The organism is Candidatus Eisenbacteria bacterium (assembly GCA_035712145.1).
In the GTDB taxonomy this organism is placed as follows: Bacteria; Eisenbacteria; RBG-16-71-46; order RBG-16-71-46; family RBG-16-71-46; genus DASTBI01.
This window is the reverse complement of record DASTBI010000016.1, coordinates 1-5682: the sequence shown is the minus strand read 5'-3', so window position 1 is coordinate 5682 and position 5682 is coordinate 1. Positions and strand designations below refer to the sequence as shown.

At 68.4% G+C, this 5682-nt stretch carries 4 protein-coding genes; 1 reads left to right on the top strand and 3 read right to left on the bottom strand.

What is annotated here, in order from left to right; translation table 11 throughout:
• The 3 genes from VFQ05_00730 to VFQ05_00720 all read right to left on the bottom strand — a co-directional run.
• The coding region (locus tag VFQ05_00730) for a hypothetical protein (GenBank protein HET9325277.1) at positions 1-840 on the bottom strand (840 nt) is incomplete at its 3' end.
• A gap of 84 nt (positions 841-924) precedes the next feature.
• Positions 925-1914 (bottom strand): Fe-Mn family superoxide dismutase, encoded by a 990-nt coding sequence (locus VFQ05_00725; protein ID HET9325276.1) that lies wholly within the window; start codon positions 1912-1914, stop codon positions 925-927.
• Between the two features lie 37 nt (positions 1915-1951).
• Complete coding sequence (locus VFQ05_00720; protein ID HET9325275.1) at positions 1952-4591, bottom strand: DUF5916 domain-containing protein; 2640 nt, start codon at positions 4589-4591, stop codon at positions 1952-1954.
• An 85-nt stretch (positions 4592-4676) separates the two neighbouring features.
• Here VFQ05_00720 and VFQ05_00715 point away from each other — a divergent pair, with 85 nt between their 5' ends.
• Positions 4677-5669, top strand: coding sequence for a LysR family transcriptional regulator (locus tag VFQ05_00715; GenBank protein ID HET9325274.1), 993 nt, complete (start codon positions 4677-4679; stop codon positions 5667-5669).
• Positions 5670-5682 lie beyond the last annotated feature (13 nt).

The following is a 5682-nucleotide window of genomic DNA, read 5'->3' as shown; positions in this document are numbered from 1 at the left end:
GGCGATCGGGTAATGGGAGACAAACCACAGCGCCGATTCTCCCAGTCTGGCCCATGGAGCTCTGGGGAACTCGGCAGCCGCCAGGACCGGATAGGTGAACGACGCCCAGAGCAACTCCTCCAGTCCGCCGCGGAAGGCCGTCCATAGCGCGGTGCCGCCGAGCAGAAGCCCGGTTCCGGTGATCGCCGGTAAGAGCCAGTCTCTGAAGAAACGCACCCCTGAGGGCCGCTCTTCGGAATGGCGCACCATGTAGGCCACCAGCCATGCAAGCGCGGGTAGCGGGGCGAGCATCAACTTGAAGATCGTGACGACGCCGGCCGCCACGCCGGCGGCGAGCATGCGGGTTCGTCGTTCCACCGGTGAGGCGGCAGCCTGCGAGGCGAGTGCCACCGAAACGAGCATCGGCAGCCCGACGAGGCCTTCGACCTGACCCAGGTGCCAGCCAGTCGCGCCGAGGTAGAAGCTCCCCACCGAGAGAAAGCCAGCCACACAGGCGAAGACCGGCTGCCGAAGCTCTCGTTGCATGACCCACATCAGCAAGGCCGCGGTGACGAGCTGATAGAGGAGCTCGAGCAGGTGAACGCCGATCTCACTGAATCCGAAGACACGCCCTGCCAGCCAGTAGAACAGAAAGATCCCGGGCTGCTTGTTGTCCCAGACGTCGACATAGAGCGTGGCTCCGCGATGGAGCGCGCGGGCCATGAGAGTGAAGAGAGCCTGGTCCCCATCGAACGGTTCGGGGATGCGGGTCGCCCCAATGAGGGCGATGGCCAGGAGTGTCCACAGCGCGAGGCGACTCGGGCGAAGGGCTACGGGCACCATGCGTGCACCGGGCGTCACCGCGACCTCCTGACAACGAGCTGGTCAGGGAGTTCCTGTTCAGGCTGACCCGAACGGGCTCATCTTACATAGCGCAGCCGAGGACTAGCCATGCGCTGGTTTCAGCGCACGCTCCCCGCCCGCCGCGTACCACGCCGACAACCCGCCGCGGATGTATTTCGCATCGAACCCACGCTCGCGGAGCGCAGCGGTCACGCCGCAGCCGACCGCGTAGCCGTAGGCGCAGTAGACGTAGACGGGCGTGTCGGGAGCGAGCTCGGCGGACCACTCCTCGATGCGATCAGGGTCCTTCCAGGTGGCTCCTTTCATCATGTCCTTGCTGCGTGAGAAATAGTGCTTCGGGCGAGCATCAAGCACTTGAATCGGCCGGTCGCTCGAACGCTCTTCCGCCAGCTCCTCGACCGAGACGGAAGGCAGAGAAGGGCCTCCCTGACCTTGCTGTGGCGAGGGGTTCCCGCTCGCCTGCAACAACCGGTCGCCCACCGCCGTCCAATTGATGTTGCGCATGAAGGCGTCCACGTAGGCCCCGGCGTTGGCGCCAAAGTCGAGGTGGTAGGCGTGCTCGTACATGTCGAGGACGAGCAACGGGGCGCTGTCCAGCAGCGTTTCTGCATGATCGGATGCGATCAAGTTGTAGAGTCGCCCGTCTCCGCGTGAGTGGCTCAACGTGACCCAGCCGGAGTGGTCACTGAGCGCTTGGGCCAGCATCACGAATTCGCGTCGCCAGGATGCGATCCCGCCAAATTGCTGCTCCAGCGCAGCCGACACATGCTCCGCAATCCTGGTGCCCGGACCCGAGCCCGTGAAGAGAGCGGTGCCGTCACCGCCCAGAGAACCGAAATACAGCTCGTGCAGCGTGGCCGACGCGTGCGCCGCGAGCTCCTCTCGCTTCATGGCGCGGACGAGATACGGTGGGGCAGCAGCCAGGTCGAGGGCGCCCAGCTCCTCACGAATCGCATTGAGCGACGCCACCGCTGCGCCGTACTCGTTCTCGTAATGGCTGACGATCAGCCGCTCGGAGAGTCCGTTCAGCATCCAGGGCTTGCACGGTATCGGCGCGAGAGGGTGACGCATGGGTTTCTCCAGGATCGTTGACGTCAATCACCGCCAGTCACCGCGGCAGATCGAACCGGTGGCTGAACTTGAGCAGCACGTGATTGTCGGCCGGCAGGAGCGAGATCGACGACAGGTCGTCCCCGGTGATGGCCAGCGTCTCGGACACGGTGCCGCCGCGGACCTGGTTCCAGACCAGGAACATCGTGGTCGCCCCGTTCAGCTCCCATCGCACGACCGCGTTGCCGCGCAACGAGCGGAGCACGAAGTCCGGATCGCGGATCGCGAACGGCGCCGCCGACCCCGGCCCATCGGGATCGATCACGTACCCGCGCGGGGTGCTGGTGCGCACGATGGTGGATCCGTCCTCGCCGTACACGCGGTAGTCCCCACCGGGAGCCGTCAGCTCCTTGATTCGGGTGTACACGCCGGACGCGATGAAGGGCTGCAGGACGAGCTGGAGCGTGAGGTTGGATCGTACCGTCCAGTCCACGCGCGGCGCGATCTCGATCCGGCGCTCGGCGAGGGCTCCGAACACCGAGCGTGCGCCGCCCGTGGCGACTGCGGCGGTATCGGGCCTCGTGGCGACCCAGCGCGCCGCGTACTGGTTGACTGCGAAACGGCCGGCGATCGATAGGATCAGGTTGGGACGCGGTCGCACCGTGAGCGTCGCGCGGGAGTCGTTCAAGCGGCCGCCGTCGTCGTCCGCGCCAGCCAACCAGGTCAAGTCGACGGCGATCGGGCGCCGTGGCTCAGAAGCGATCCGCGAGGTGGCGCTCCATCCCGATGGCCGGCGAATCGCCGGCCCGCCGCGTGCCTCGCGGTCGTCGAGCGCCGCGAACGAGCCGCTGGCCTGGATGCTCGCGGTCCAGTAGTTGGTGAAGGTCGTCGACACGTCGCCGGCGATGCCGTCGCCGATCGGCTCGTCTCCCTGGGTCCACATCCCGTAGCGGCCGACGCTGATCCGGTTGCTGCGAGTGTGCCGGCGCGTCGCGACGTCGAACCATGTGCCCACGACATGGGCCGCCTTCAAGTCGCCGCGCGCCATGAACCCGAGGTCGTTCATCTCCACGCCGGGCGAGTGGCTTTCGCCGTGCACCTGCCAGCGCCAGGTTCCCTTCTCGCGCGAGATCGTGAGCCGGCCGCCCGCGCCCGAGAGGTCGCTGCGGGTCGGGTCGAGGTCGAGGTGGTCCGCCTCCGGACGCTGGAACTGGTGGGCGGGCGAGCGCTGGAGCGAGGTGATCGCGCCGGTCGTGCCGCGCACGTGAGACCCGATCACATAGCCGTCCACGAGCACGTTGCGATCGCCGAGCCAGGCGTAGGCGTCGGCGCCGGCGACCACCGCGCGTTCCGGCAGGAACGCGGTGGCGTCCTCCGGACGCCGCCACACTCCGGTCGCCAGCGTGCCGAGCCGGGCCTTCTCGCCGAGATCGCGCGTCCAGCGCCCGGCGAAGTAATTGGTGAGCGGCTCGACCACCTTCGAGCGCTCGAGTCCCGCGGTCATGAACGACGCGTGCTCGGTGCCGGTCACGGCATCGAGCAGCCCCACGCTCGCCCCGCCCACGGTCCGGAAGACGAGCTTGGCCGCACCCTCGATGGTGGTCTCGTCCGGCACATCCTCATAGTCGGCCGTGAGCCGCGCGTCGCCCTGAGGCACCCGTCCGATGCGCCGCGAGTAGAAGAGCAGCGGATGCGCAATGCGAAACGGCGACACGTAGGCGGTGGCGATGTCACCGAACGCGTACAGCTTCGCGCCCTCCAGGAAGAACGGCCGCTTCTCCGGGAAGAATTGCTCGAACTGTGTGAGATTGAGGACCGCCGGGTCCACCTCCACCTGGCCGAAGTCGGGCCGGAAGGTCGCGTTGAGCGTCAGGCTCGAGCGGCCGGTCCAGCGCAGGTCGGCGCCGCTCGCCAGGGTGTACGCCGTGCGTTCGTTGAGCGGATCGGCGGGCGACACGGTCTCGAGCGACGCCATGTCGGACGTAACGTAGGGCGTCAGCTCCGCCTTGGCGCGCGGCCGGATGCCGTCGAGCCCCACGAGGTCGCCGAAGCGCGACGCGTAGCCCGGCTGGTTGCGCGGGTGGGACACCAGGCGCGCCTGCTCCTGGCGATGCCGGATCCAGCGGATGAAGTTGATGCCCCACACCTGCGGCTCGCGCTCGACGAACCGCAGCTGCGAGAGCGGGATCCGCATCTCGGCCGTCCAACCGCCGGCATCGACCGAGACCGCGGACTGCCACACCGCGTCCCAGCTCGTGTCCTCCTGGATGTCGTTGGAGATCACCGCGTCGTACTGGACGCCGTCAGGATTGACGAAGAACGAGCACCCCGTCCGCCGGTCGTGAAGCGGGTCGAGGAGCAGCCCAAACCAGTCGCATTCGACGTAGGTGTCCCGGCGCGCCACCACGCGGGTGACCCCGTTGCGGGCGTAGAGGCGCGCCGCGAGGTAGAGCGCGTCGTCGTCGAACAAGATCCACACCTGCGTGGATTCGCTGGCGGCGACGCCGTTGTCCGGGCGCTGCTGGAACAGACCCGAGATCTCGGGCGCCTGGGTCCAGAGCTCGGGCTCGATCTGCCCGTCGATCACCGGGGCGCGGGCGGTGCGGGCCGCGCGCACCTCGCGGGGGGCCGCAGGGGCGAGTGAGAACGTAGCGGCCACGAGCAAGACCGGAAGGGTGGTCGCCAGGGCGAGGCGCATGGATTTCTCCTTTCACGCCTCATCCTCGGCGGGTATCATCCATTCGTCCAACGCAACATTTGCATCAAAACGATGAGTGATTTCGATGACCCCTCCATCCGCTCTCCCCGCTCTCCCGGCGCCGCCACTCGACTCCCGCCACCTGCGTCTGCTGCTCGCCATCGTCGACCGGGGCGGCCTCACCCGCGCAGCGCAGGGGCTTCACCTCAGCCAGTCGGCACTGAGCCACCAGCTGCGTCAGATCGAGTCCACGCTCGGCGTGCCCGCGTTCCTGAGGCTCAACCGCCGGCTCGTCCTCACCGACGCCGGCCGGCTGCTCGTCGAGCGCGCCCGCCCGATCGTCGGTGAGCTCGACGCGCTGGCGCAGGACCTGAGGCAGCACATCGCCGGCGGCCGTGGCCGCCTGAGGATCGCGACGGAGTGCCACACCTGCTACGAGTGGCTGCCGCCTCTCCTCTCCCGGTTCCACACTCGGAATCCGGGAGTCGAAGTCGGCATCGTGGCGGAGGCGACGAACGACCCGCTGGCCGCGCTCGCGGCCGGTGAGATCGACCTCGCGATCGTGACGCGCCTCCGTCGCGAGGGCGCCTTCGAGTCCTGGCCGCTCTTCGAGGACGAGCTGCTGCTCGTCGTCCCGGCGGGGCACCGGCTCGCGCGCGCACCGTACGTGCGCGCATCGGACTTCGTCGGGGAGCGGCTGCTGCTGTACACGCCGCCGGATGAGAACTTCTTCTTCCAGGAGTTCTTCGGACGCACGCCGCACCGGCCCGCCCGAGTGGACGTGATCAGGCTCACGGAGGCCGTGCTGTCGATGGTGCGCGCCGGGCTGGGCGTGACGGTGGCCGCCGCGTGGGCCGTCGGGCCTCAGCTCGCCTCGGGCAAGCTGGCGGGTGTGCGACTCGGCCGGCGCGGCCACCGGCGCTCGTGGCAGGGCGTGACCCGCCGCTCACGGAATGGCGTGGCGTCGCCCTATTTCGAGGAGTTCATGCGACTGCTCGGCGAGTCGGTGAAGCCGGCACGTTTCGCAGGGCGTCACTCGAAAGCGAGGAACGGAGCGCGTCAGATCGCGTCGGGGTGACTCGAGGACGGTC